General features: G+C 38.9%; 20 protein-coding genes, 3 tRNA genes and 1 pseudogene. 11 read left to right on the plus strand and 13 right to left on the minus strand.

What is annotated here, in order from left to right; genetic code table 11:
- Window positions 1-45: 45 nt before the first annotated feature.
- The 4 genes from infB to L6469_RS08660 all read right to left on the minus strand — a co-directional run bounded on the left by infB (window position 46) and on the right by L6469_RS08660 (window position 6,569).
- Window positions 46-2,958, minus strand: a complete 2,913-nt coding sequence (gene infB / locus L6469_RS08645; RefSeq protein WP_006282723.1) for a translation initiation factor IF-2 — start codon at window positions 2,956-2,958, stop codon at window positions 46-48.
- A gap of 12 nt (window positions 2,959-2,970) precedes the next feature.
- On the minus strand, window positions 2,971-4,233 hold the full coding sequence (gene nusA / locus L6469_RS08650; protein WP_006282724.1) for a transcription termination factor NusA: 1,263 nt from the start codon (window positions 4,231-4,233) through the stop codon (window positions 2,971-2,973).
- Window positions 4,234-4,236: 3 nt separating this feature from the next.
- The gene (gene rimP / locus L6469_RS08655; protein ID WP_006282725.1) at window positions 4,237-4,704 is read right to left on the minus strand and encodes a ribosome assembly cofactor RimP; all 468 of its coding nucleotides are present in this window, start codon (window positions 4,702-4,704) and stop codon (window positions 4,237-4,239) included.
- Window positions 4,705-4,895: 191 nt separating this feature from the next.
- Complete coding sequence (locus L6469_RS08660; protein ID WP_006282726.1) at window positions 4,896-6,569, minus strand: S41 family peptidase; 1,674 nt, start codon at window positions 6,567-6,569, stop codon at window positions 4,896-4,898.
- Window positions 6,570-6,755: 186 nt separating this feature from the next.
- Between L6469_RS08660 and L6469_RS08665 the strand changes: the two genes are divergently transcribed.
- Together L6469_RS08665 and L6469_RS08670 are read left to right on the plus strand one after the other, a co-directional pair.
- Window positions 6,756-6,829, plus strand: a tRNA-Asn gene (locus L6469_RS08665).
- Window positions 6,830-6,878: 49 nt separating this feature from the next.
- Window positions 6,879-6,952 (plus strand) — tRNA-Asn (locus tag L6469_RS08670).
- A gap of 90 nt (window positions 6,953-7,042) precedes the next feature.
- Here L6469_RS08670 and L6469_RS14800 read toward each other — a convergent pair.
- From L6469_RS14800 to pnp, 3 genes and pseudogenes are all read right to left on the minus strand, one after another.
- Window positions 7,043-7,162, minus strand: a pseudogene (locus L6469_RS14800) (DDE transposase); the annotation flags it as partial.
- Window positions 7,163-7,256: 94 nt separating this feature from the next.
- Window positions 7,257-7,634 (minus strand): hypothetical protein, encoded by a 378-nt coding sequence (locus L6469_RS08675; protein ID WP_006282727.1) that lies wholly within the window; start codon window positions 7,632-7,634, stop codon window positions 7,257-7,259.
- A gap of 211 nt (window positions 7,635-7,845) precedes the next feature.
- On the minus strand, window positions 7,846-10,092 hold the full coding sequence (gene pnp / locus L6469_RS08680; protein ID WP_027453188.1) for a polyribonucleotide nucleotidyltransferase: 2,247 nt from the start codon (window positions 10,090-10,092) through the stop codon (window positions 7,846-7,848).
- A gap of 192 nt (window positions 10,093-10,284) precedes the next feature.
- Between pnp and L6469_RS08685 the strand changes: the two genes are divergently transcribed.
- The 8 genes from L6469_RS08685 to L6469_RS08720 all read left to right on the plus strand — a co-directional run bounded on the left by L6469_RS08685 (window position 10,285) and on the right by L6469_RS08720 (window position 18,817).
- Window positions 10,285-11,463, plus strand: coding sequence for a thioredoxin-like domain-containing protein (locus L6469_RS08685; RefSeq protein ID WP_006282729.1), 1,179 nt, complete (start codon window positions 10,285-10,287; stop codon window positions 11,461-11,463).
- Complete coding sequence (locus L6469_RS08690; RefSeq protein WP_006282730.1) at window positions 11,463-11,990, plus strand: NUDIX domain-containing protein; 528 nt, start codon at window positions 11,463-11,465, stop codon at window positions 11,988-11,990. Before L6469_RS08685 ends, L6469_RS08690 begins: the two co-directional genes overlap by 1 nt.
- 146 nt (window positions 11,991-12,136) lie before the next feature.
- On the plus strand, window positions 12,137-14,470 hold the full coding sequence (gene topA / locus L6469_RS08695) for a type I DNA topoisomerase (protein ID WP_006282731.1): 2,334 nt from the start codon (window positions 12,137-12,139) through the stop codon (window positions 14,468-14,470).
- Window positions 14,467-14,994 (plus strand): shikimate kinase, encoded by a 528-nt coding sequence (locus L6469_RS08700; protein WP_006282732.1) that lies wholly within the window; start codon window positions 14,467-14,469, stop codon window positions 14,992-14,994. The genes topA and L6469_RS08700 overlap by 4 nt, the downstream gene beginning before the upstream one ends.
- Before the next feature lie 10 nt (window positions 14,995-15,004).
- The gene (speA, locus tag L6469_RS08705; RefSeq protein WP_006282734.1) at window positions 15,005-16,897 is read left to right on the plus strand and encodes a biosynthetic arginine decarboxylase; all 1,893 of its coding nucleotides are present in this window, start codon (window positions 15,005-15,007) and stop codon (window positions 16,895-16,897) included.
- 53 nt (window positions 16,898-16,950) lie between these two features.
- On the plus strand, window positions 16,951-17,727 hold the full coding sequence (gene argB / locus L6469_RS08710) for an acetylglutamate kinase (RefSeq protein ID WP_006282735.1): 777 nt from the start codon (window positions 16,951-16,953) through the stop codon (window positions 17,725-17,727).
- Window positions 17,728-17,823: 96 nt separating this feature from the next.
- The gene (locus L6469_RS08715; protein WP_006282736.1) at window positions 17,824-18,336 is read left to right on the plus strand and encodes an RNA polymerase sigma factor; all 513 of its coding nucleotides are present in this window, start codon (window positions 17,824-17,826) and stop codon (window positions 18,334-18,336) included.
- Window positions 18,326-18,817, plus strand: a complete 492-nt coding sequence (locus L6469_RS08720) for a hypothetical protein (protein WP_006282737.1) — start codon at window positions 18,326-18,328, stop codon at window positions 18,815-18,817. Before L6469_RS08715 ends, L6469_RS08720 begins: the two co-directional genes overlap by 11 nt.
- Before the next feature lie 193 nt (window positions 18,818-19,010).
- On the opposite strand, the gene L6469_RS08725 is transcribed toward L6469_RS08720, so the two are convergent.
- The 4 genes from L6469_RS08725 to L6469_RS08740 are packed head-to-tail and all read right to left on the minus strand — an operon-like array spanning window position 19,011 to window position 23,977.
- Window positions 19,011-19,844 (minus strand): CPBP family intramembrane glutamic endopeptidase, encoded by an 834-nt coding sequence (locus tag L6469_RS08725; RefSeq protein ID WP_006282738.1) that lies wholly within the window; start codon window positions 19,842-19,844, stop codon window positions 19,011-19,013.
- A gap of 9 nt (window positions 19,845-19,853) precedes the next feature.
- Window positions 19,854-20,789, minus strand: coding sequence for a bifunctional riboflavin kinase/FAD synthetase (locus tag L6469_RS08730; RefSeq protein WP_006282739.1), 936 nt, complete (start codon window positions 20,787-20,789; stop codon window positions 19,854-19,856).
- A 16-nt stretch (window positions 20,790-20,805) separates the two neighbouring features.
- Window positions 20,806-21,411 carry an HAD family hydrolase gene (locus tag L6469_RS08735; protein ID WP_006282740.1) on the minus strand — a complete coding sequence of 202 codons (606 nt, stop codon included), beginning with the start codon at window positions 21,409-21,411 and terminating at the stop codon, window positions 20,806-20,808.
- Between the two features lies 1 nt (window position 21,412).
- The gene (locus L6469_RS08740) at window positions 21,413-23,977 is read right to left on the minus strand and encodes a calcium-translocating P-type ATPase, PMCA-type (protein ID WP_006282741.1); all 2,565 of its coding nucleotides are present in this window, start codon (window positions 23,975-23,977) and stop codon (window positions 21,413-21,415) included.
- 630 nt (window positions 23,978-24,607) lie between these two features.
- On the opposite strand from L6469_RS08740, the gene L6469_RS08745 reads away from it, so the two are divergent.
- Window positions 24,608-24,681: transfer RNA gene (locus tag L6469_RS08745), tRNA-Ile, on the plus strand.
- Between the two features lie 394 nt (window positions 24,682-25,075).
- Here L6469_RS08745 and L6469_RS08750 read toward each other — a convergent pair.
- Both L6469_RS08750 and L6469_RS08755 read right to left on the minus strand, forming a co-directional pair.
- Window positions 25,076-25,441, minus strand: coding sequence for a hypothetical protein (locus L6469_RS08750; RefSeq protein ID WP_039870689.1), 366 nt, complete (start codon window positions 25,439-25,441; stop codon window positions 25,076-25,078).
- A complete protein-coding gene (locus L6469_RS08755; RefSeq protein ID WP_039870692.1) occupies window positions 25,438-25,938 on the minus strand; it encodes a leucine-rich repeat protein in 501 nt (166 codons plus the stop codon). Before L6469_RS08755 ends, L6469_RS08750 begins: the two co-directional genes overlap by 4 nt.
- Window positions 25,939-26,053 lie beyond the last annotated feature (115 nt).

Here is a 26,053-nt window from a genome sequence, read left to right on the forward strand (position 1 = left end):
TGATAGCAAAAAGTGTACCACCCCTAGAGATGGTAACAATTGTTACTATAGTTTCTGTTCAACTTCGATTTCCGTGAAGGTTTCGATAACATCACCCTCAAGGATATCATTATAGTTAACGAGGCTGATACCACATTCCATACCCATTGGTACTTCCTTCACATCATCCTTATAGCGCTTCAATGCTGCAATAGGAGCCGTGCGAATAACAATACCATCACGTACGACACGGGCTTTATCCTTAGCATGTACCTTACCCTCAGTAACAAGACCACCGGCAATAGTACCCACCTTGGAAATTTTAAATACCTGTTTAACTTCTACCTGACCTGTAATAACCTCCTTCTTCACCTTATCAAGCATACCTACCATAGCAGCCTTTACATCGTCGATTGCATCATAGATGATAGAGTATGTATTGATTTCTACACCTTCGCGATCAGCAAGCTTACGAGCATCAGAAGAAGGACGAACCTGGAAACCTACGATAATCGCATCTGAAGCTGATGCTAACATAACATCGTTTTCTGAAATCTGACCTACGGCCTTGTTGATAACATTTACCTGAACCTTCTCAGTACTCAACTTCAAGAAAGAGTCTGACAGTGCCTCAATAGAACCATCAGTATCACCCTTGACAATGATATTAAGTTCATGGAACTCACCACGTGCGATACGATGTGAAATATCACCCAAAGTAAGACGCTTCTGAGTACGTAAGCCTTGCTCACGCTGTAACTGTTCACGCTTATTAGCAATTTCACGTGCTTCCTGCTCAGTTTCGAGTACATGGAAACTATCACCAGCTGTAGGTGCGCCATTGAGACCAAGAATAATACATGGATCTGCAGGACCAGCTGTCTCAATACGAGCATTACGCTCATTGAACATAGCCTTGATACGACCCCATGAAGTTCCGGCAATCACAATATCACCAATTTTCAAGGTACCATTGCTTACCAACACTGTAGAAACGTAACCACGACCCTTATCCAAAGAAGATTCTATGATATTACCCGTAGCCTTACGGTTTGGATTTGCTTTGAGTTCGAGCATATCAGCTTCAAGGAGAACCTTATCAAGCAGTTCCTCTACACCAAGCCCCTTCTTGGCACTGATTTCCTGGCACTGATACTTACCACCCCACTCTTCAACGAGAAGGTTCATATTAGCCAAGTCCTCACGAATACGATCTGGATTAGCACCAGGTTTATCTATTTTATTAATTGCAAAAACCATAGGTACACCAGCAGCTTGTGCATGAGCGATAGCCTCCTTAGTTGTAGGCATCACTGAGTCATCGGCAGCAATGATAATGATGGCGATATCTGTAACCTGAGTACCACGAGCACGCATCGCAGTAAAGGCCTCATGACCTGGAGTATCCAGGAAGGTTACTTTACGACCATTCTTCAAGGTTACACTGTAAGCACCGATATGCTGTGTAATACCACCAGCCTCACCAGCAATAACATTAGTATTACGAATATGGTCGAGCAAAGAGGTCTTACCATGGTCAACGTGACCCATAACCGTAATAATCGGAGCACGTGAAGTCAGAGATTCTTCATCATCTGGCTCTTCGCTGATAGCTTCCTGTACATCTGCACTAACATACTCCGTATTGAAGCCGAATTCGCCAGCAACCATATTAATGGTTTCTGCATCAAGGCGCTGATTGATAGATACCATGATACCAACACTCATCAAGGTAGAAATAACCTGAGTAACACTGATATCCATCATTGTAGCCAATTCACTTACAGTTACGAACTCGGTAAGCTTCAGAGTCTTACTTTCCTTGTTCATAGCATTAGCCTCTTTAGCCAATTTCTCCTGAACAGCTTCACGCTTTTCCTTACGATACTTAGCGCCCTTCTTGTTCTGAGTTTTGCTAGTAAGACGTGCAAGTGTCTCTTTTACCTGACGTGCAACAGCCTCATCATCTACTTCTAAAGGTTTCTGATTACGGTTATTATTGTTATTGCCACGCTTGTTACGATTATTCTTTTTACCACCGCCGTTATTGTTATTATTGTTGCGGTTGTTGTTAGCATTACCACCCTGCTGATTAGCTGCTGCATTAATGTCAACGCGTTCCTTATTAATACGGACACGCTTCTTCTTTGACTGACCATTCTGAGCAGCTTTTTCCTCACGCTCTTTACGGCGCTCTTCCTTAGATTTTTTCTTAGGACGAGTACTCTGATTAAGAGCGCTCAAATCGATTTTACCAAGAACCTTAGGCTCATTAGCTACAATCTTACGCTCGCTCTTGAGGGTAAACACTTCAGACTTTTCTTCAGTCTGATTACTTGCCTGTACTGGTTTATTTTCTACAGGCTTTTTTTCTACAGGAGTCTGATTTTTTTGTTCCACTGGTTTTGGAGTTGATGCCGAATTCTCTTGCTTCTGAGCAACAGGCTGAGTATGAACTGCTGACTGAGCCTTTGGAGCTTCCGATTCCTGAGACTGAGTTTGTTCAACCTTCTGAGCCTTAGGAGTTTCCGTCACTTTACTCTCTGGAGCCTTAGGAGCGGCGTTGTTTACAGACGCTTGGCTGACGGCAGCAGCCTGTTTTGAGGACGTCTCTTTATGTTCAGGAGCAGCAGACTTAGCAGTAGGTTTCTTACCAATACTATCCAAATCGATTTTGCCCAACGGTGTAAATTTCTGTTGTGGCTTATCCGACTTTAGGAAATCTTCAGCATGATGACTCTTCTGCTCGTTTGAACGCTTCTTTTCTTTTGGTTTTTTCTGGAAAAGTTTCTCCGCCTCACTACGAACTTCAGCATCTTGCTTAAATGCTTTGTTCAGAGCTTCATACTGCTTATCATTCAGTTTGAAACTCGGTTCAGCTTTGACCTCACCCAGGTCACTTCTTTTTTCTAGGAATTCAACTGCCGTTTGAAGTCCTATGTTTAATTCACGTAATGCTTTATTTAATCTGATGCTCATTAATATTCCTTATTATTCAAATTCTGCTTTTAATATGTTTATGACATTATCAACGGTCTCTTCTTCCAAGTCAGCCTTTTCTACCAACATTTCACGAGGAGCATTCAACACCTGGCGAGCTGTATCAAGACCAATTCCCTTGATGGCATCAATAACCCATTGATCTATTTCGTCAGAGAACTCATCCAAGTAGATATCGTCTTCTGCCTCATTTTCATCTATCTCGCGGAATACATCAATAGTAAACTCTGTAAGCATAGAAGCCAACTTGATATTCAAACCGCCACGACCAATAGCAAGACTAACTTCCTCTGGCTGCAAATATACCTCGGCCTTCTTCTCTTCTTCATTAATATTAATAGAAGAAACCTTTGCTGGGCTCAACGCACGCTGGATAAACAACTTGATGTTAGAAGTATAGTTAATTACATCGATATTTTCATTACAAAGTTCACGTACTATACCGTGTACACGACTACCCTTCACACCGACACAGGCACCAACTGGATCAATACGCTCATCGAAGCTCTCAACTGCGATTTTAGCACGTTCACCAGGCATACGAGCAATTTTACGAATAGCAATAAGACCATCGTTAATTTCAGGAACCTCAGCCTCAAGCAAACGCTCAAGGAACATAGGGCTTGTACGGCTCAAAATAATCTTAGGATTATTATTTTCATTATCAACACGAGCGATAACTGCACGAACTGTTTCACCCTTACGATACTGGTCTGCAGGTATCTGTTCAGACTTAGGCAGAATAAGTTCATTATTCTCATCATCAACGATAAGAACTTCACGTTTCCAAATCTGATATACCTCACCTGAGATAATCTGACCTACGCGATCCTTATACTTATTATATAATGAATCATGCTCCAATTCCAAAATTTTAGAAGCAAGTGTCTGACGGAGATTCAATACAGCGCGACGACCAAACTTTGAAAAATCTACCTTTTCACTTACATCCTCGCCTACCTCATAATCAGGTTCTATTTTTCGAGCTTCTGTCAGAGAAATCTGCTTGTTTTCATCTTCAATTTCGCCATCAGCAACAACTACACGATTACGGTAAATCTCAAAATCACCCTTATCTGGATTTACTATCACATCGAAATTTTCATCGCTACCGAAAATTTTGGCGAGTACATTACGGAAGCTTTCCTCCAGTACACTTACCAATGTTGTACGATCGATATTCTTAGTTTCCTTGAACTCTTTGAATGTCGAAATCATACTCATGGTTTCACCTTCATTCTTTTTAACTGCCATATCTTATTTGAAACTTATTACGTATTTAGTATATTTCACCTGATCCATGAGGAATGCATAATCTACATCCTGTAGAACAGGACGTTTTTTACCTTCTACCTTTACCTTTTCTGATACAGAAACGACAAAGTTATTACCATCAACAGATTTCAGGATACCCTTAATCTTTTTACCCGTATTATCAAGTACCTCAACCTCTTTGCCAATATTATTAACATATTGTTGAGCTACCTTAAAAGGCTGACCGACGCCTGCAGAACCAACTTCCAATTCGTAATCCTCCTGATCACGATCCAAATGTTCTTGGACAAATCTACTTAATTCTGCACAATCTTCTATCCACACGCCGTCAGCATGGTCAATTTCAACTACGATTTTATCGTCTGGACTAATTTGAATGTCAACGAGGAAATACTCTTTATCCTCCAACCATTCATCAACTAACTTTTTTACGACGTTTTTGTCTATCATATAAATGTTATTATAAAAAAATGAGGAACTCTTTGTGAGCCCCTCATTCCTCTGAACATTGCAAAATTACAAAGTTTTTTATTATCAAGCAAGTATTTTATTAACTTTCTTTGAATTTTGACTTAAAAACAAGTATTTTTGATTGTATTTACCTCTACAGGTATCGTCAAACACAATTATTTTTCAACATTTTACTTCTTTTTCTTTTCTGTTGGCTGAAGTAGTTTATTATATTTTTCAGGATTATTCAGCAAATCTACTGCAGCTTTCATCTGCTTATCATAACGAAGTGCATTCTGAATAGCTCCACGTTGATAATAATAGGCTGTCACCAAATCATTTTCTATCATTTGCTTTATAGTCGGCTTATGATAATCCAGTTCTTTAGCCACATTATGATTCAATTTCTTCTGCAAAGCCTCAAACTCCGGTTTAGCATCTTCGTAATAACCTTCAAACTTAGCCAGCTTTACCAAATCTTTCAAATATTTCTCTGTTTCACGATCATACTTAAAATTAGAACTTACTACGCGTTGTTTGAACTCTTCATAGTCTGCATCAGTAAGTTCAAACTTTTCAGGTGAGGCTATTGTAGGATGCTTAGCTATATAATCTAATTCATAATTAAACAAGATTTCAGATGAGTCGCGAGCACCAGCTAGATAGAAAGCTATATTAGGCAAAGAGTCTGGTCTGACCTCTATATCTGGCTTAATACCTCCTCCATCACGAACCTCACGGCCATGAGCCGTATAGAACACACGAGTTAGAGAATCAGGTACATGCTCCACATAGCCACCCTTTCCATGTTTATAATTTAATGCTTGAACACATCGACCACTTGGAATATAATACTTACTAGTAGTCAACTTGAGATTACCATTATAAGCAATATCTACAGGCATCTGAACTAAGCCTTTACCATAGGTACGAGTACCCATTACCACTGCACGATCGAGATCTTGCAGACTACCACTAGTAATCTCACTAGCACTTGCCGTATTATTGTTAACGAGTACCACTATTGGCATAACTGTATCGATAGGCTCCACTGATGTGATATAGTCATGATTGGCACGCTTCAATTTACCCTTTGTTTTCACTAGAGTAATGCCTTTAGGCACAAACATATTAATGATATTTACAGCTTCTGATAAAGAGCCGCCACCATTATTACGTAAATCGAGCACCAAAGACTGAGCCCCTTGTCGTTTTAAATCAATAAAAGCACGACGAAAATCCTTTGAGCAATTATCAGTAAACTGACTTAGGTTTATATAGCCGACCTTATTATCCCACATACCATAATAAGGCAAAAATGGTAGTTGAATGGCTTTACGTGTAATCTTCATCTTCATCGTCTTACCTGTACTTGGTCGCTTTATTTTTATAATAAAACTGGTACCTGCATCGCCACGCAGATGATCACTAACATAACTAACATCTTTACCCACCATCGTAGAATCATCAATACTCAAAATGATATCACCTTTTTTCAATCCTGCCTCGTCTGCGGGCATATCTTTATAAGGCTCATCAATTACCACACGCTGAAGTTGCATATTATAACGAATCAGCGCACCTACACCTGCATACTTTCCGGTAATCATCTGGTTAAGTTCTTTCACTTTACTTTCTGGATAATATACAGTATAGGGATCAAGACTTCGCAACATGGCATTAATACCATTACCAATGACTTCATTAGCATCGAGTGTATCGACATACATCAAATCAAGATATTTGTAGATATCGGTAAATACTTCCATGTTTTTGGCCACATCAAAATCGTGTTCCTTGTTTTGCTGTGCTAAAGTAGGAATAGTAGCCAACCATAATAAGAGATATAATGTTACTTTTTTCATGCAAATGTGTATTTCAGGCAGCCATGCCTTGTTAAGTAATAGATGCAAAAATAATATAATATGTGCAGAAACTGAACGAAATTGGTCAAAAAATTACATATTTCAAAAAAATATTGAATTTTTCTTCTAAAAAATTTGGTAGAATTAAAATATATATTTACCTTTGCACTCGCAATTAAGCAAATTGCTTCAATAGCTCAGTTGGTTAGAGCACCTGACTGTTAATCAGGGGGTCGTTGGTTCAAGCCCATCTTGAAGCGCCTTTAGGAATTACGCCAGTGATTCCTTTTTTGTTGAGAATTGCAAATTGCTTCAATAGCTCAGTTGGTTAGAGCACCTGACTGTTAATCAGGGGGTCGTTGGTTCAAGCCCATCTTGAAGCGCAGAAAAGGAATTACTTAGGTAATTCCTTTTTTTATTTTCTTTTCATCTCATACCCAATAATAGTAAAATATTAATGGGTCAGTAGAAATTTAGTGGGGATAAACATAAATTATAAAAAGTCTGTATAAGAAGAATTTCTCATCTCTAATTCCCCTTAGTGCAGCTCTAAAAGCCTTGACCTTTGCATTGAAAGATTCCGCAGCAGCGTTTTATGAATGGGAAAGTTCACTCCAGGTACGGTAGTCGCTCAGTGTTTCTTTGTACCGCTTCTCAAACGTGTGTGCGTCAATGTAGTAGAAATCCTCAAGCGTACGGCAGGTCACTGGGGATTTCTCCATACGTCTCTTTTAAAAAAGCCGCAAACTCCTTCGAGTAGCGGGTGCCATCAGCCGTCACCTTTAGAGGCAGAACGAAGCTCTTACCTGTGCGAGTATCAGCCCATCGGCGACGACGAAGAACCAGTACAACCTTGTGGTCACGGATGGGAAAGTCTGTCACCTCAACAGGAGCTATGAAACCTTTGGACTCGAAATGAGAGTCACTCTGCAATTCTACATTCATATTCTCGTCAAGATGGATGTGCATTTCAGGCTCATCATAAGTCTTTGTGTCAACATACTCGATTTTCACAATAATGAAGTGATCAAGCACCTCCTTAGGCAGTACCATACGGGCTAGCATAATCCTTTGTCTTCCATGCGATAAAGGTAAAGAATTTAATCCAAATAAAGGATTACCCCTATAATTTTTCGCTTGAGCCTATTTCAAATGTATAAATTAGCCGCTTGATGAATGTATATTCACTTGCGAAAGTTCATTAAAGTTATAATATAAAAAAGAGGTGTATCTATTGGAATACACCTCTTTTACATATATGATCAATCGTTATCGATTATTCAGCACCCTGTGCATCATTGTTATCCTGATGCTCGAAGCGACGATGCTCACCGCCGTTGTTACGACGATCGCCACCACGACGAGGACGACGCTCACGCTCTACATACCCTTCTGGCTTTTCAAGAAGAGCACGACGAGACAACTTATACTTACCTGTCTTTGGATCGATTTCCATCAATTTAACTTGAATCTTATCACCTTCCTTCAAACCTGCCTCTTCAACAGTTTCAAGACGTTTCCAATCGATCTCTGAAATATGAAGTAAACCATCCTTACCAGGAAGAATCTCTACGAAGCAGCCATAAGGCATAATGCTACGAACAGTACCTTCGTATACTTCACCTACCTCAGGAACAGCAACAATTGCTCTAATCTTCAATAGCGCAGCATCGATACTCTCCTTGTTAGGAGCAGAAACTTGAACGTGACCTTTACCCTCGGTCTCCTCGATAGTAATAGTTGCGCCCGTCTCTTCCTGCATCTGCTGGATAATCTTACCACCAGGACCGATAACAGCACCAATGAATTCCTTAGGAATATCAAACACCTCGATACGAGGAACCTGTGGTTTAAGCTCTGCACGTGGTTCAGAGATAGTCTTCATCATCTCATTCAAGATATGCTCACGACCAGCCTTAGCCTGCATCAAAGCCTTTTCCAAGATTTCGAAAGAAAGACCATCACACTTGATATCCATCTGAGTAGCAGTCAAACCATCACGTGTACCTGTGGTCTTGAAGTCCATATCACCCAAGTGGTCTTCATCACCAAGAATATCACTCAATATAGCATACTTATCCTCACCTGGGTTCTTAATAAGTCCCATAGCAATACCAGAAACAGGTTTCTTGATAGGCACACCAGCATCCATCAAAGCAAGAGTACCAGCACAAGTTGTAGCCATAGAAGAAGAACCATTAGACTCGAGTACCTGACTTACCAAGCGAACAGTATAAGGATAATCAGCAGGAATCTGATCCTTAAGCGCACGCCATGCCAAGTGACCGTGACCGATCTCTCGACGACCTACACCACGCTGAGCCTTTGCTTCACCAGTAGAGAATGGAGGGAAATTATAGTGAAGGAGGAAGCGCTGATAACTACGGTTAAGAACACCATCAACCAACTTTTCATCCATCTTGGTACCAAGTGTACAAGTAGAAAGAGACATCGTCTCACCACGCTGGAAGATAGCACTTCCGTGAGGCATTGGCAGAGGAGAAACCTCACACCAAATAGGACGAATATCAGTAGTAGCACGACCATCAAGACGAAGACCTTCATCAAGGATACAGCGACGCATAGCATCACGCAATACATCATCATAGTAACGCTTAGCCTCAGCATGCTTCTCTTCCAAATCATCTGCAGAAAGATCTTCGTGAGCAGCATCATACTTCTCAAGGAAATCTGCAAGCAATTTATCGAAAGAATCATTACGCTCCTGCTTAGGCAGAGCCTTATGGTTGATATCATAAGCTGGCTGATAAAGCTCGTCCTTAATCTGCTGACGAAGTTCCTCATCATTGATTTCGTCATCATACTCACGCTTAACGTCAGTACCGAGTTCTTTAGCCAGTTCATCCTGAAGATCACACATAGGTTTGATAGCCTCGTGAGCAGCCTTCAATGCATTAATAAGGTCGAGTTCTGAAACTTCTTTCATCTCACCCTCTACCATCATAATATTATCTTTGGTAGCACCAACCATCAAGTCCATATCAGCCTCTTCCATCTGTTGGAATGTAGGATTGATAACAAACTCACCATTAATACGGGCAACACGAACTTCAGAAATAGTATAATCGAAAGGTATGTCAGAACAAGCCATTGCAGCTGATGCGGCAAAACCTGCAAGTGCATCAGGCTGATCTACGCCATCTGCAGAAAGCAACATGACCTGTACATAAACTTCACAATGATAATCCGATGGGAATAAAGGACGAAGAGCACGGTCAACAAGACGTGATGTCAAGACCTCCTCGTCACTTGCTTTGCCTTCACGCTTAGTAAAACCACCTGGGAAACGACCTGCAGCACTATACTGCTCACGGTAGTCTACCTGTAAAGGCATAAAATCTGTACCCGGAACTGCCTCTTTGGCTGCACAAACGGTTGCGAGAAGTACGGTATTTCCGAGTCTCAATACTGCGGAACCGTCAGCCTGTTTTGCAACCTTTCCGGTCTCAATTGTGATGGTTCTTCCATCAGGCAATTGAACTGTTTTCGTAATTACGTTCATCTAAAAAATTAAAACTTTATTGTTTTGACTAAACATCAAATAATTTAAATTAGGGCAAAGATACCTCTTTTATAATAAAAACAAGCAGAAAAAAGGAAGAATTTTTGTTTTTTAAAGTTTTTAGTCAATTCTCTCGACTTTTGTCATAAAATTACTATCTTTGCAAGTAAATTTGCGAAATAATAAAACATCATGAAGATATCAAAATTTTTATCGGTAACTGCGCTTTTTATCGCATTATTGACCATAACATCTTGCAATAACAAGAAATTTCATGTAAATGGCTCTATTTCAGAGGCTAAGGACTCTACACTATACCTAGAGAACATCAGCCTTAACGGTCCTGTTATCATCGACTCTATAAAACTTGGCGAGGATGGTTCTTTTCAGTTTGAAGAGAATGCTCTCGACACCATTACACCTGAATTCTATCGATTACGTATTGCTGATCAAATTATCAATCTGTCTATCGATTCTACAGAAACAGTTACTTTCAAAGCAGCCTACCCTACTATGTCTGCCAAATATACAGTAGAAGGTAGCGATAATTGTACTAAGATTCAGCAACTGTCTCAATTACAGATGACCCTACAGGCACAAATTAACGCAATTACCCAAAATCCAAATATTGGTACAGATTCTGCTCAGGTAGTTATCACACAGTTACTCAACAACTACAAAGCCAACGTTAAGCAGAATTATATATTCAAAGAGCCTTACAAAGCCTACTCATACTTTGCTTTATTCCAAACCTTATTTATCGGTGGACAGACATCTTTGATTTTTAATCCAAGAAACAACAAGGAAGATGTTCAAGTATTTGCGGCTGTAGCAACAAGTTGGGACTCATTCTATCCTGGTGCAGAACGTGGCAAAAACTTGCATAATATCGCTATAGAAGGAATGAAGGATGTACGCATCATCGCCAGCAATAATGCTCAGAAAAATATTGACGCAAGCAAAGTCTCTGTATCAGGAATCATTGACCTTCCTTTGTATGACAATAAGGGTAATTTGAGACATCTTACAGAGCTCAAAGGAAAAGTGGTTATGCTCGACTTCCATCTTTTCCAAAATGAGCAGTCTACCAAGCGTATTATGATGTTGCGCGATCTCTATAACAAGTATCATGCCAAGGGCTTTGAGATCTATCAAGTTTCTGTAGACCCTAACGAACATTTTTGGAAGACTCAAACTGCTGCTCTACCATGGATTAGTGTCCATGAAGAAGGAGGACTCGAAGGCCAGAGTCTTGTAAAATATAATGTTCAAAACATTCCTACTTTCTTCTTGATTGATCGTAACAACACACTTCAGAAGAGAGATGTGCAAATTAGTGATATTGATGCTGAAATACAGGCATTACTATAATGAACATTATAGACAAGTGGAAATTCTGTCCACAATGTGGCAGCCATCAATTTAAGAAAAACAGTTTCAAAAGTTTGCGTTGTGATGCATGCGGCTTCGAATATTTTATGAATCCCAGTTCGGCTAACGCAACTTTTATTCTCAATTCAGCTAACCAGCTACTTGTTATACGACGCAAGATAGAACCCGCCAAAGGTACATTTGATTTACCTGGCGGTTTTGCTGATATCGAAGAAGGAGCAGAAGAAGGAGCTCTTCGGGAAGTGAAAGAAGAAACTGGTCTGGAACTGAACAATATACAATATCTTTTTAGTATACCTAACCAATATTATTACTCCGGCATCGATATTCCTACACTAGATTTGTTCTACGAAGCACATATCAGTGATAGTAGTAAACTACAGGCCATGGATGATGCCGAAGCCTATTATTGGATGAATTTGGAAGACATCAATCCAAACCTATTTGGACTAAAATCTGCCAAAGAAGCAGTCACTCGTTTTTTAGCAACACGCAAAAAACAATAAAGAGAACGCTTTCCTACTCTACTGAGTAAGAAAGCGTTTTTGTTGAAAGAGCCGTAAAACTTAAAAAAAATAAAAATTTTCCATATAATAAGGTATAAGCAAAAGTTTTAATTATTTTTGCGCCCTAAATAAGAAAATATCCGATTATGCAAGAAAATCTAGTTATAGTCGAGAGCCCTGCGAAGGCAAAGACAATCGAAAAGTTCTTAGGAGAAGACTATAAGGTTATGTCTTCCTATGGTCACATTCGTGACTTGAAAAAGAAAGAACTAAGCATAGACAAAAAGACACTCGAACCTCATTATGAGATTCCTGAAGAGAAGATCAAATTGGTTTCAGAACTAAAGTCGACCGCCAAAAAGGCTAAAAAAGTTTGGTTAGCATCCGATGAGGACCGCGAAGGAGAAGCTATCTCATGGCACCTTTGCGAAGTATTAGGATTAGATGAAGAAAAAACTAGCCGAATTGTTTTCCACGAAATTACACAACAAGCGATTCTTGATGCAATCAAGACACCAAGACATCTAGATATGAATCTTGTCAATGCTCAGCAGGCAAGACGTGTACTCGACCGTTTGGTAGGTTTCAAACTTTCTCCAGTATTATGGAAAAAAGTAAAACCAGCGCTCTCTGCCGGTCGTGTACAAAGTGTCGCTGTACGACTTATCGTAGAGCGCGAAAGAGATATTCAGCACTTTAACAGCGAACAATACTATCGTGTAAGTGCTATTTTTGCACTCATTGCTCCTGACGGGTCAGCTACAGAAGTAAAAGCTGAACTCGATAAGCGCCTGAAGACCCATGCCGAAGTGGTTGCCTTACTTGAGAAGTGCAAGGATTCAACTTTTACCGTTGAATCAGTTACCAAGAAGCCTTTGAAGCGTTCTCCTGCACCTCCTTTCACCACCTCAACTCTACAACAGGAAGCAGCACACAAGCTCAATTTTACAGTAAGTCAAACCATGATGATAGCTCAGCACCTCTATGAGGCAGGTAAAATAACCTACATGCGTACTGACTCCGTAAACTTGTCCACGCTATGTATCAATGCCAGCAAGGACGCTATCATTAAGCATTATGGTAAAGAATACAGTAAACCACGTAATTTCACAACTCATTCTAAAGGTGCACAAGAAGCCCACGAGGCCATCCGTCCTACAGATATGAGCAAATCTGAGATTGAAGGTTCTTCCCAGGAGAAACGTCTCTATAATCTAATTTGGAAACGTACTGCAGCATCACAGATGGCAGATGCTCAGATTGAAAAGACTACTGTAAATATTACTATTAGCAATGCTGACGATAAATTTGTTGCCAATGGTGAAACTATCGCGTTCGACGGCTTCATGAAAGTATATAACGTCACCAATGATGATGAAGAAAATCAGGAAGACTACTTGCGTATACTTCCTTCTCTGAAAGAAGGCGACAATTTACAACGTCGTGAAATTACAGCTACCCAGCGCTTCTCACAAGCACCTTCAAGATATACAGAAGCTAGTTTGGTACACAAACTGGAAGAACTCGGTATTGGACGTCCATCTACGTATGCACCAACTATAAGTACTATACAACAACGTGAATATGTATTAAGAGGTGACCATCCAGGAACAGAACGCCAATATACAGTAGATACTCTAAAAGGTATCCAAATTACCCAAAAGACTAAAAAGGAAAATACAGGTTCTGACAAGGGTAAACTCGTTCCTACCGATATCGGTATCGTGGTTAACGATTTCCTTATAGAAAACTTCCCTGGCATCATGGATTATAACTTCACAGCCAAAGTAGAACAACAGTTCGACTTGATAGCTGAAGGTAAAGAAGAGTGGACAACCATGATGAAGGACTTCGATACTAAATTCGAGCCAATTGTTGAAAAGGTAATGAAAGCTCGAAGCGAGCACAAAGCAGGTGAACGCGAACTGGGTACAGACCCTAAGAGTGGAAAGCCTGTATTTGTCAAAATTGGCCGATTCGGACCAGTAGTACAAATAGGTTCTGCTAACGATGAAGAAAAGCCTAAATTTGCTCAAATGCCAGCAGATAAGAGCATCGAAACCATATCACTAGAGGAAGCATTAGAACTCTTCAAATTACCAAGAGAACTGGGTGAATACGAAGGCGAAACCGTAACCATTGGTGCAGGCCGATTCGGACCATACGTTCTCCATATGAAGAAATATGTATCTATACCTAAGACCATTGATCCAATGGAAATCACGTTGGAAGAAGCAATACAGCTTATCAATGATAAACGTGAACAGGAAAAGAAAAAACATATCAAGAAATTTGAAGAAAACGATAAATTGGAGATTCTTAATGGGCGCTACGGTCCATATATTGCCTATGACGGCAAAAACTACCGTTTGCCAAAAGAACTTCACGAGAAAGCAGCAGAACTCACCCTCGAGGAATGCATAAAAATCGTGAACAATGCCCCAGAACCAAAAGCAAGAACCAGAAAAGCTCGCAAGTGAAAAGAATTATTATCATAGGATACATGGGCGCTGGCAAAACTACCGTCGGCAAAGCCCTGGCTGAAGACCTCGGACTTACATTTTATGACCTAGACTGGTACATCGAGAATCGTATGCGAAAAACTATCAAGCAAATTTTCGATGAATCTGGAGAAGAAGGATTCCGCAAAATAGAACATAACATGCTCCATGAAGTAGCAGAGTTTGAAAATGTCATCATTAGCTGTGGTGGTGGAACACCATGCTTCTTCGATAACATGGATTACATGAATGAACAGGGAGAAACACTCTATCTGAAAGCTAGTCCTGAAGTTTTATATGGCCATTTGAGAATGGGAAAAAGCGTTCGACCGCTACTCCTTAACAAAACACCTGAAGAAGTAAAAGTGTTTATCCAAGAGCAGTTGCAAAAGCGCGAACCTTTTTACAACAAAGCCAAACATATCCTTGATGTGAGCCTTATGGACAACTTCGACAAAATAAAGATATCAGTAAAACAAGCAAGAGCATTATTGAATATATAAGCAATCGTAAATGAAGAAATGGACAATTGAAGATTCGAAAGAACTCTACAACATTAATGGTTGGGGTACTTCGTATTTTGACATCAACGAAAAAGGTGACGTCTTTGTAACTCCATGCAAGGACAATGTACAAATCGACCTCCGTGATGTCATGGATGAATTGGCGCTACGCGATGTGACGCCACCGGTATTGCTTCGTTTCCCGGACATCCTTGACAACCGTATCGAAAAAACGGCTAGCTGTTTCGCCAAAGCTAAAAAGGAATATGACTTTAAGGCAGAAAACTTCATCATCTATCCGATTAAGGTTAATCAGATGCAACCTGTCGTAGAGGAAATTATTTCTCATGGCCGCAAGTTTAATCTAGGTTTGGAAGCAGGCTCTAAACCCGAACTTCATGCTGTCATCGCTGTACAGTGTCAAAGCGACTCACTAATTATTTGTAACGGATATAAAGATGAAAATTATATCGAATTAGCTTTATTAGCCCAAAAAATGGGCAAGCGAATCTTTATCGTTATCGAAAAACTAAACGAACTGGAGATTATCGCTCGAATTGCTAAACGACTTCATGTAAAACCAAACATCGGTATCCGTATCAAATTGGCATCTTCTGGCTCTGGTAAATGGGCAGAAAGTGGTGGTGATGCTTCTAAATTTGGTCTTACCTCTTCAGAATTGCTCGAAGCACTCAATATGCTTGATGAAAAAGGCCTACACGACTGTCTACGCCTTATTCATTTTCATATTGGTAGCCAAATAACCAAAATTCGTCGTATTCAAACGGCTCTCCGTGAAGCCTCACAGTACTACATCAATCTTCACAAAATGGGCTACAATGTAGATTTCGTAGACTGTGGTGGTGGTCTTGGTGTAGATTATGACGGAACCCGCTCATCTAACAGTGAAAGTTCTGTAAACTACTCTATTCAAGAATATGTAAATGACTGTGTATACACCTTTGTAGATGCAGCCAACAAGAATAACATACCACATCCTAACATCATTACGGAAAGTGGAAGAAGTCTTGCAGCTCACCATTCTGTCTTGGTCATCGATGTATTGGAAACAGCATCGTTGCCAGAAATGCCAGAGGAATTTGAGGCTAAAGACAACGATCATCAACTGGTAAAAGACTTGTATGAGATTTGGGATAATCTGAGTCCTCGTACGATGCTTGAAAATTGGCACGATGCAGAACAGATTCGAGAAGAATGTTTGGAATTATTCTCACATGGTATGGTTGATCTCAAAACTCGTGCTGAAATCGAATCCATGTATTGGAGTGTCTGCCATGAGATTAATAGTCTTTCTAAAGGACTCAAGCATGTACCTGATGAATTGAGAGGTCTCGATAAATTACTGGCAGATAAATACTTCTGTAACTTCTCTCTGTTCCAAAGCCTACCAGACAGTTGGGCTATAGACCAGCTTTTCCCAGTCATGCCTATACAACGTCTTAACGAACGTCCTTCACGAAATGCGACATTACAAGATATCACTTGTGATAGCGATGGTAAAGTTGCCAACTTCGTTACTAACGGTCATGTGGGCCAGGTATTACCTGTACACTCATTAAAGAAAAACGATCCATATTATTTGGGAGTTTTCCTCGTGGGCGCTTATCAGGAAATTTTGGGCGATATGCATAATCTCTTCGGTGACACGAATGCTGCACATATCACCGTGAAAAATGGTCAATACGAAATCAATCAGATTTTCGATGGTGAAACAGTTGAAGAAGTACTCGAATACGTTCAATACAATCCGAAAAAACTCGTACGACAACTAGAACAATGGGTTACGAAAAGCGTAAAACTTGGTAAAATTTCGCTTGAAGAAGGAAAAGAATTCCTCAATAATTATCGTTCGGGACTCTATGGATATACATATCTAGAATAAATATATAATCAGACCTCGAACAAGAGGCCTGATTTTTTATATTCCTTACTACTATGAAACAGAAAATTACAGTCGTTAAAGTTGGTGGAGCAATTGTAGAAGATCCACAAAGTCTTGATCAGCTGCTTCAGAATTTTGCAGCCATCGAAGGTCCTAAAGTTTTAGTTCACGGTGGTGGCAGAAGAGCTACCAAAGTCGCTACATCATTAGGCATAGAAAGTAAGATGGTTAATGGGCGTCGCATTACCGACGCAGAAATGCTTGAAGTAGTAACCATGGTTTATGGTGGACTTGTCAACAAGAATATTATCGCCCAACTTCAGTCTAAGGGAGTTAACGCATTAGGTCTAACTGGTGCAGATATGGATATTATACATAGCCATAAACGCCCACAAAAAAACGGCGTAGATTATGGGTTTGTTGGCGATGTAGAACATGTTAATGGGTTTGCACTCCGTAATATCATCGAACAAGGTATTACTCCTGTCATGGCACCCTTAACCCATGATGGTAAAGGCAACATGCTGAATACTAACGCAGATACCATTGCCTCAGAAACCGCTAAAGCTCTCGCCCGCTTTTATGATGTAACACTAATTTACAGCTTTGAGAAAAAAGGTGTTCTCAGCAATCCTGAAGATGATGAAAGCGTGATTCCAACAATTACACGTCAAGATTTTGAGCAATATGTTGCTAATGGTACTGTAGCCGGTGGCATGATTCCTAAATTAGAAAACGCACTTGCTGCAGTAGACAGTGGTGTGAGTCAAGTTATTATCACACTGGCTTCAGCCATCGATGGCAAACATGGCACTATTATAAAGAAGTAACACCTTCTTAAACGTTAATGAATATTAAATTTGAGAAGAAAGTATGATTTACTGTAACTTTCTTGAAACACAATCGTCAGTTAATATAGAGGCAAGATGAAAAATATCAGTTTCCGTAACGATGTATTGCCGTTGAAGAATATACTTTATCGGCTAGCTCTTCGAATCACACTTAACCGTGCAGAAGCTGAAGACATTGTACAGGATACGCTGATTAAAGTTTGGAATAATCGAGATAAATGGGACAAAATAGAATCAATAGAAGCTTATAGTTTAACCATTGCTCGAAATTTGGCTCTTGACCGAAATAAGAAAATGGGAAATAACAATCCATCTATTGATGAGGAACAAGTAGACAATACAGACCATGCATCCAATCCTTATGATGAAATAGACCGAAAAGAAAAGGTTAACATCATCAAAAAATTAGTAAACGAATTGCCAGAGAAACAACGAAGTTGTATGCAACTTAGAGACTTTGAAGGCAAATCGTATAAAGAAATAGCCGAGATTCTGGCCATTACTGAAGAACAAGTAAAAGTAAATATCTTCAGAGCTAGACAGGCAATAAAAAAAAGATTTCAAGAATTTGACAAATATGGATTATAAGTACATCAATCAACTTTTAGATCGCTATTGGAAGTGCGAAACTTCTCTTGAAGAAGAGAAAATACTTCGTGCCTTCTTTAGTCAAAAGGATGTACCAGCAGAACTGGAAACTTATAAAGAACTGTTTATTTATGAACAGAATGAAAAGGTTACAGATGCGCTGGATGATGACTTTGACCAAAAGATGATGACTCTTATTGATAACAACGAGCATATTGCTCATCTGCACAAAGCTCGATTTGTTACCATTTCAAACAACTTGAAGCCTTTATTCAAGGCAGCTGCTATTGTAGCTATATTCCTGACTTTAGGAAATGCATCTCAAGTAGCGTTTAATGAAGAGGATGAAATCATCAATACTGGCACCACAGAACAACTCTATAAGGGAGCTTCTGTAGCCATGGGTGACTCTGCCGTTATCGATAGCATGCAGCATAGCAGTATCGAAACAACGACTGCAGCCGAAAACATACTAAAGTAGATTATTTCTATGCTTTCTCTATAAAAATCATTTTTTAGTAAAACAATTACTTGAAACTGTGAAGTTTCTATTCTCTCAAATTTTTCATAACATACTAACGTAAAGCCCCGCCACTCTGTCGAGAGTTGCGGGGCTTTTTTCCTGTCAATCGCTTACAACATACAGTTGCCATATGCCATTATCGTAGGAAACTTTACAGTTGGTCTGCAGATTTCATACGAGTAGCAAGCTGAAACAAACTCGGAATAAAGACACATAATGAGAACAAAAGACCTTCCACCATCATCTTTTCACTACCATGAAACAGATCTATCAGTTTACCATCCTGCATCTTTGGCATTAAATTAAACATGACATAAGCGACACTATTATTAATCCAATGTAAAACAACACCAGGAATTATACTATTGGTACGATAATACATCCATCCCAACAAAATACCCACAGAAAAAGCAAAGACAAACTGAACCAAATTACCATGGACTGCGCCAAACATTAAAGCTGAAACCAATATAGATACCCAATAATATTTCTTAGGGAATATTTTTAATAATGCATTGAGAATAGCTCCCCGAAATACCACTTCTTCTGCTAAAGGAGCCAATACACCTATTGCTATAAAACCCCAAGGTTCTTTCATCACACTCTCAAAAATCTTAGTATATGTTGGATCCATTGTCAACTGTAACTTCTCCATAATCCATTCCGATGGCAATATCAGTCCAAAAGATAACAATACAGTCCAGATAATAACTGCCCAAGGTCGTGTTTTCAAATAAGAAAGAGAAAATGGAAACCACTTCAAACGTATAAACAACAGAATAGTCAAAGCACTACTCAAAACTGTACTTATAGCTAATGCTTCTCCGTAAATACCACTAGCCATACCATTAACGACATTTGCATAACCAACATTCTCAAACTGATTATATATCAAAGCAACAGCTAACTGAACAAACAGCTGTATCAAAACAAAGACAATAGCATATAATATGCTATCAAGTATACCTTTAGTCGACTTTTTCATAAAACAATATTAATTTTTATCCAATTTATCATTTACAACACGCTTATCATTCTCTAACTGAGCTTTCAAAGCATCTATACTTTCAAATTTTTGCTCTGTGCGAATAAAATGCATAAAACTTACAGATACTCGCTTACCATATATATTGCCCGTGAAATCGAAGATATTTACCTCATACGAGCGCTTTAAACCACAGAATGTGGGACGATTACCAATATCCATCATACCACGATATACTCTACTGTCACCCTCAATGTGAACTAAAACAGCATAGGCGCCATTAGCGGGTATTAACTTTTCACAGGCTGAAAGGTCAATATTAGCCGTAGGGAAACCTAAACGACGACCTTCTTGAAAACCACGAACAACCTCACCTGTAAGAGAATAAGGATAACCTAGACAGGCATGAGCCTCTTCAACCTTACCCTCATACAGCATTTTACGAATTACCGTAGAACTTACGTTTACCTGCTGCAATTGAAAAACAGAGGTATTAATAACCTCAATACCTAACTGTTTACCATACTTTACATAGTCATTAAATCCCTCTTCCCGATTATGACCAAACCGATTATCATAACCAATATAAAGTTTCCTCACATGCAACTGATCGCGAAGCACTTTTTCCATAAAATAAAAAGCCGACATACTTGCAGTTTGCTGATCAAAACGAAGCAGCCCACAAGTATCCACACCTAAACCTGCCAATAAATTAAGTTTCTCATCGAGGGTACTCAACATTTCAGGCTGATAATCCAGATGCAACACCTTACGTGGATGACTTTCGAACGTGATAACCATAGACTTAAGTCCACACTTTTTTGCCTCATCAACGACATGATGAAGTAGAAACTGATGCCCACGGTGCACACCATCAAAAAAACCTATAGTAGCTACACAAGGTAAATCAGATACGTGTCTAGCACTAATATGAATAATATTCATTTTCGATGAAACCGTATTAAATCTTCAACCAATCATCTGGATGCTCATTCCAAAATGTCTGAATACCCAATTCGCGCGCTGCAGCAATATTTGCCTCATTATCATCAATAAACAGAGTTTCTTCTGCTTTAATACCTGCATCAGCTAGCACAGTTGCAAAAATATCTTCCTGAGGCTTAATTTTATGAAGTTCATAAGATAGATAAATTTCATCGAAAAAATCCTGAGCTATCCAGCGCTTATAAGGGAATAATTCCTCTGCGCAATAATTCCAATGCATTTCATTGGTATTACTTAACAGGAACAATCTAAACCCTTTATCATGCAATTCGAGCAATCTCACCTTCTTTTCATTCGGAATAACCGTAAGCAACCGATTCCAAGCCCAAACAATATCTTCATCACGAACGTTGCACGATGCAATACGTCTTACCTCATTGCAAAATTCATGCTGAGAAATATTACCAACTTCTGTATCATAAAACAAATCCTCTGTACGATGATCTTCTATATACTGAGCTATTTGGGGAGCACCTATCGCTTTAAAAGCATCAATACAACGCTGATCATCAAGCCCAACTAAGACTCCCCCCAAATCAAATATAATATTTTTTATCAACATCTTATTTTTTATCTATATATCGTTGAATTAAACGTATGCCTTCACCAATCCACATGACAAGCGATGTAGAAGCAATTATTATCCCCCATTCCATCGCTGTAAGCGGTACCGTACGAAACATTTTACCACCAAAAGTAACTATCAACCATTGGCCCAATAAAATAATGCAAAGCACCAAGACCAATCCCTGATCTGCATATATTCTTCTAAATGCAGAAAAATGGCTTCCAAAACTCTTCGCATTAAAAAGATTCCAAAACTGAAGCATGACAAATACGGTAAAAAACATGGTCAGCTCTCGTATATCCACTCCCGCACCATGATACTCACAATATACCAAAAAGGTCAGCATTAATACGAAAAAGACTAGTCCCCATGACAATATATATTTTGCCATTTTTGGAGATATAATAAAGTCATTACGATCACGTGGTCTGTCTTTCATCACCTCACGAGAAGGAGGCAATGAAGCAAGAGCCATAGCGGCAAATGTATCCATAATCAGATTTACCCATAGTATCTGCGTTACAGTAAGAGGCATTTCCGTACCCACTAAAGAACCTCCCAGTACCAATAACAAAGCTGTTAAGTTGACAACTAGTTGGAAAAAGAGGAATCGCTGTATATTCTTATACAGTGAACGCCCCCACATGACAGCATTAGCAATGCTTCCAAACGAATCATCAAGCAATGTCATATCAGAAGCAGATTTAGCTACAGATGTACCAGAACCAAGAGATAATCCCACATGTGCATAATGTAAAGCAGGAGCATCATTTGTGCCATCACCTGTTACAGCTACCACTTCACCGCGTTTTTGAAGCATCTGCACTAGGCGCTGCTTATCAGTAGGACGTGCTCTCGACATAATACGAATCTCAGTGGCACGCTGATAGGCATCCTCATCGCTCAAAGCTGCCCATTCAGGACCAGTTATCGAATATCTAACGTCTTTGCTATTTTCGTCAGCAGCAAACAAACCTATCTGCCTACCTATTTCTGCAGCCGTTGCAGTAGTATCACCCGTAACGATTTTCACCTCAATACCAGCTTCCTGACAGCGCTTTACGGCCTCAGGTACATCCTCGCGAACTGGGTCAAATATTCCACATATTGCCACTAATTCCTTACCTATAGCAAAAGCAAGTGTACGCATAGCCTTTTGCTGATATTCCAAAAGCTTCGTTTCCACTTTTTCCCTCATTTCATCGGAAATTTCACACATACCGATAACAATTTCTGGAGCACCTTTAATAAATTGATATGTTTTGCCCTCCCAAATAACATCAGTTTCCATATATTTTTTTTCTGTAGAGAATGGTACTTGATGCTCAACAGGAATAGTTTGACGAATCTTACGATAATCTATTTGTTTTGTCTTCAGCCAACTCAACAGAGCCACCTCTGTAGGATTACCGATACCTTTATCACCATCAAGATTAGCTGTTGTATTCAGGGCAATTCCAACATTCAACAATTCACTTGTTTCTGATACATTTTTATCCTTCATATGGAGAATTACCATATCACTAACGGTCATCTTATTTTGAGTTAGTGTACCTGTTTTATCTGTACAAATTACAGTAACAGCCCCCATCGTTTCACAAGCATGTAGTTTACGTACTAGATTATTCGACTTTAACATGCGACGCATATTCAAGGCCAAAGCAAGGGTAACAGCCATAGGAAGACCTTCTGGCACAGCCATGACTATCAGTGTAACACTCATCATAAAATACCCAAGTACCACCTCAGCCATTTTCAAGTAATCACCAGAATGCCATACAGATTGAGTTAAGATATCATGAACCAAAAATATCAAAAAGGCCGCTACAGCTACACCGGAACCAATTTTAGATATCATTGAAGCCAATTTATCCAACTGTACATTCAGAGGTGTCTTAGTATTCGTCTCCTCAGTTGATTTTTGTGCCACTTTACCGATCTCCGTATAATCACCGACGGCCACAACTTCAAATACACCACGTCCATTCATAACCATAGTAGAACGCAAAAGAAGATTCTTAGGATAAGTTGCATCACCAAAATCTCCGGTTTCATCGAGAACATCCTTATTAATAATAGGCTCACCTGTTAAACTTGATTCATCTATTTGTAAATCTATCGACTCAAGAAGTATTCCATCAGCAGGAACCTCATCACCAACCTCTACTAACACGACATCACCAACGACGACTTCATGTCTGGCAATTTCAATAACATGATCGTTACGACGAACCTTTACCATCTGATCATCATTCATTGCCGTTAACAAACCAAATTTTTTAGCAGCATCACGTTCAAAATAGAAACCGATAGTAGTAGCTAAAATAACAGCAATAAAGATTCCGATAGTTTCTACAAAATCATTCTCCAGGAAAGCCATAATCAAAGATATGGCAACAGCAACAAGAAGTATTTGGATTATCGGATCACGATATTTATCAAGATAAAGCATCCAAAGAGAAGTCTTTCGAGGTGGAGTAAGTCGATTAGAGCCATACTTTGCTCGACTATCGGCTACTTGCTGGTCGTCAAGACCTGGATTATATGATTCTTTTTTCATCTTCTACTTTTAATAATGGAATATAGTAAATGCAAAGATACTCAAAATCAATCTATTTACATCAGCAATCAATAATATTTAACGTCTCCCAACTATTGTATTCAAGAAGAACTAAAAAATTTTAGATTGTAAATGATAAACGAAAAAGGTGCACCATTCGGTACACCTTTTCATTCGCATTACAATTGAAGTAACTATGCATTCGCTTAACCTATATTCGCATCAAACATCTATTGTACAAACTTAAATTGAAATTATTACATAAATTCGATCCGCTATTGTATCAAATCACCTAATTCTTAATTGGACTACAAAAATACGATATGATAAAAAATATATATAGGAGAAATCGTCATCATGATATGAATAATTACCCATAAAAAATTACATACACCATTTTCTCCCTTAAAATTAACCAAATATACTATATAATCGACTCAAATTAAGATCATGAAAAAGAACTTTTATTATTAGAACTAAGCGCCAAAATAAAATAATCACCGTCAATATACTACACTAAAACAAAAAAAATACTTACATTTAATGAAAAATACACATTTCTAGCCTAAATATTTGGATATTAAAGATAAAAAGATTATCTTTGCACCCGAAAATAAAAATACAAATATTGGACTTGTAGCTCAGTTGGTTAGAGCAACAGACTCATAATCTGGAGGTCCTAGGTTCAAGCCCTAGCTGGTCCACACTGAAAATCAAGGAGTTACGCAAATTGCGTAACTCCTTTTTTATGTCTGCATAAACATTTTTATTTCTGTCTTCCCTTTTATGCAACATAGTTGCATAGAGAATCTATGATACATTTTTGTTAGAAGTCAGAGTGCCTCAGTCCGAAAAATATGTTTTCGAAGAATGACGTTTAGTGGATAAATCCAAAGCCATTACAAGGGAGGTATGGGTGAATACGAACGTTTGAAAAAGGCGTTCACTACCCATGAGAAAGCCGCAGAAAACTTACATGAAATATAAATAGCAAAAAAGGAAAGGACAAAACCCATATTGAAGTTTTGCCCTTTCTTTGTTATAAATAATTATGTATGTACGATATTAATGTCATTTGCCGTCTGGCATATCGTCTTTTTACATATTGGTATAACCTAATTCTTTCGCACGTTTGGGATTGCGCTTAATCCATTCGCGCAGTTTTTTGACATGCTCGGTATCATTTGTTAGTCCAGCCAATCGTCGTAGTCGGAAACATCTATTATTTGACACGGAAATATTATCACCACTGGATGTCGTTGCTATGGCATATACCGCATCTCCCTCTTGGCCATTTATACAGACTGCTGTATTTGCAGGAACAACATTAACAGTGGTGTTTATACTTGCATTATTACCGCTTACGGATGTACAATAGAAAGGAGTAACATTACCACCTACCTTAAAATTGTAATCAGACCATATCATCTTATTATATTGTGAAAGGACTCTCTTCCCTTTCAACTGCTCATACAAAAAAATGGGAAGAATCTGTCTTCTGGATCATCAATATAATTGCTCAAATACTGAATCGGCACGATGATCTCGTTCACATAGTTGCAGCCGCCTACAATATCATCGATTTCTCCAAAGTCTATTTCACTAATATTGTTTGTAAACTCCAAAGTAGTAAGGAAGCAACAATAATGGAAAGCATTGTCTCTGATAAATCTTAGATGATTTGGCAGACGAATGTATTTTGCATGGCAGTCAAAAAATGCGCCCGTGTTAATGCAAACTACATACTTGTACTGATTATTCTCATAGATATAATCAGGAATGTAAACCGTGTCTCCCTCTTCAGAAGGGAAAAACGTAAGTGATAGACCGATGACACCTGATGCTGGATCGTAAAATGGAGAAAAGTTAAAAACACCAGGATCATCAACGATGGTCGCCTTCGTACTCAACGGTATGCTGAACAATACCGAGAGTAGCAGAAGAAAAGACAGTAAAAACATTGCATAAATAATTTTTTAGTACAATTTTGAATAATTTTATTCAAAATTGTACTATTTTTCATACCTTTGTAACCGTTTTGCGATAAATGCAGAATATAATTATTAATTAACCAAA

This window comes from Segatella baroniae B14 (assembly GCF_022024235.1).
GTDB classification, from domain to species: Bacteria; Bacteroidota; Bacteroidia; order Bacteroidales; family Bacteroidaceae; genus Prevotella; species Prevotella bryantii.

Bases quoted from the DNA above. Each gene is read 5' to 3' on its own strand.
- L6469_RS08740 (WP_006282741.1), bottom strand. From the start codon at position 23,977: ATGAAAAAAGAATCATATAATCCAGGTCTTGACGACCAGCAAGTAGCC.
- L6469_RS08730 (WP_006282739.1), bottom strand. From the start codon at position 20,789: ATGAATATTATTCATATTAGTGCTAGACACGTATCTGATTTACCTTGT.
- infB (WP_006282723.1), bottom strand. From the start codon at position 2,958: ATGAGCATCAGATTAAATAAAGCATTACGTGAATTAAACATAGGACTT.
- L6469_RS08720 (WP_006282737.1), top strand. From the start codon at position 18,326: ATGGATTATAAGTACATCAATCAACTTTTAGATCGCTATTGGAAGTGC.
- L6469_RS08675 (WP_006282727.1), bottom strand. From the start codon at position 7,634: ATGCTAGCCCGTATGGTACTGCCTAAGGAGGTGCTTGATCACTTCATT.
- nusA (WP_006282724.1), bottom strand. From the start codon at position 4,233: ATGGCAGTTAAAAAGAATGAAGGTGAAACCATGAGTATGATTTCGACA.
- rimP (WP_006282725.1), bottom strand. From the start codon at position 4,704: ATGATAGACAAAAACGTCGTAAAAAAGTTAGTTGATGAATGGTTGGAG.
- L6469_RS08660 (WP_006282726.1), bottom strand. From the start codon at position 6,569: ATGAAAAAAGTAACATTATATCTCTTATTATGGTTGGCTACTATTCCT.
- L6469_RS08685 (WP_006282729.1), top strand. From the start codon at position 10,285: ATGAAGATATCAAAATTTTTATCGGTAACTGCGCTTTTTATCGCATTA.
- L6469_RS08690 (WP_006282730.1), top strand. From the start codon at position 11,463: ATGAACATTATAGACAAGTGGAAATTCTGTCCACAATGTGGCAGCCAT.
- L6469_RS08725 (WP_006282738.1), bottom strand. From the start codon at position 19,844: ATGAAAAAGTCGACTAAAGGTATACTTGATAGCATATTATATGCTATT.
- L6469_RS08735 (WP_006282740.1), bottom strand. From the start codon at position 21,411: ATGTTGATAAAAAATATTATATTTGATTTGGGGGGAGTCTTAGTTGGG.
- speA (WP_006282734.1), top strand. From the start codon at position 15,005: ATGAAGAAATGGACAATTGAAGATTCGAAAGAACTCTACAACATTAAT.
- argB (WP_006282735.1), top strand. From the start codon at position 16,951: ATGAAACAGAAAATTACAGTCGTTAAAGTTGGTGGAGCAATTGTAGAA.
- topA (WP_006282731.1), top strand. From the start codon at position 12,137: ATGCAAGAAAATCTAGTTATAGTCGAGAGCCCTGCGAAGGCAAAGACA.
- L6469_RS08715 (WP_006282736.1), top strand. From the start codon at position 17,824: ATGAAAAATATCAGTTTCCGTAACGATGTATTGCCGTTGAAGAATATA.
- pnp (WP_027453188.1), bottom strand. From the start codon at position 10,092: ATGAACGTAATTACGAAAACAGTTCAATTGCCTGATGGAAGAACCATC.
- L6469_RS08755 (WP_039870692.1), bottom strand. From the start codon at position 25,938: ATGTTTTTACTGTCTTTTCTTCTGCTACTCTCGGTATTGTTCAGCATA.